The organism is Marinobacter gelidimuriae (assembly GCF_000372805.1).
GTDB lineage: Bacteria > Pseudomonadota > Gammaproteobacteria > Pseudomonadales > Oleiphilaceae > Marinobacter > Marinobacter gelidimuriae.
This window is the reverse complement of the sequence record NZ_KB889866.1, coordinates 1-1,169: the sequence shown is the minus strand read 5'-3', so window position 1 is coordinate 1,169 and position 1,169 is coordinate 1. Positions and strand designations below refer to the sequence as shown.

At 55.0% G+C, this 1,169-nt stretch carries 1 protein-coding gene; it reads right to left on the bottom strand.

Features of this window, described 5'->3' with window-relative positions; translation table 11 throughout:
• Positions 1-1,169 (bottom strand): multicopper oxidase domain-containing protein (locus A3OI_RS0104165; protein WP_018403076.1); only part of this gene is annotated, 1,169 nt, incomplete at both ends.

Sequence of the window (1,169 nt, the reverse complement as noted above, 5' to 3'; positions counted from 1 at the left end):
CGCACCCGCTCGCCATACTGGAGGCGGATCGGATCCGCGTCCTCATATTTGACGCCGTTGATGCTCCAGGTGTACCGCTCCATGTTGCCCGTCAGTTTCAGTTCGATTTCCCGGGTTGGTTCGCGTTCGTCATAGAGCGGTTTTTGCGCTCTCAGATCGGAATAAGACAGAAACTTGCCGCCATTGGCCGCCGTTGGAACCAGGCCGCTGCCCGCCGCATAAAAGGGATCGCTGGCACCACCCATCGACGCCATTGAATCCTGGCCCATCGCAGAATGATCCATGCCTTCCATTCCCTTCATGTCAGACTTATCCATACCGGCCATTTTGGAGTGATCCATGCCCTCCATTCCTTTCATGTCAGACTGGGCCATACCGGTCATCTTGGAGTGATCCATGCCTTCCATCCCTTCCATGCCGGCCATGCTCGAATGATCCATACCTTCCATACCTTCCATACCGCCCATGTCGGCCATGGTCAATCGGGCCGCTTCACGCAGCTCTGGCACTGCAGCGACCATTCCCGCCTCAGGAGCCAGTGTTCCCCTCGCATACCCTGAACGCCCCATGGATTCGGCAAAAATCGTATAAGCCTGTTCCTCTTTGGGCCGCACAATCACGTCGTAAGTTTCCGCCACACCCATGCGAAACTCATCCACAGTCACCGGCTGAACATTGTTTCCATCCGCTTGTACAACGGTCATTTGAAGGCCCGGAATGCGGATATCAAAATAGGTCATAGCAGACGAGTTAATAAAACGCAGCCGTATCCGCTCGCCGGGCTCGAAAATGCCGGTCCAGTTCTGGTCGGGACCTTTGCCGTTCATCAAGCCGGTGAATCCTTGCAGGTCTTCAACATCGGCTTTCATCATGCGCATGTCGCCCCAGGCCATCCGATCCTTAACGGTGGCCATCAGACCGTTTTCAGAAGCGTCTGAAAAGAAATCTCCGACGGTTTGTTGTTCACGGTTGTAATAATCCGGCATTATTTTGAGGTTACGCATGATGCGACCGCCGGAATGGGGGTGCTTGTCGGTCAGCTGAACCACGTAATCGCGATCGTAACGAAACGGTTCGCGGCCTTCGGGTTCAATCACAATGGCACCGTAGGCGCCATCGGGCTCCTGAAAACCAGCGTGACTGTGATACCAGAAGGTGCCCGACTGAGT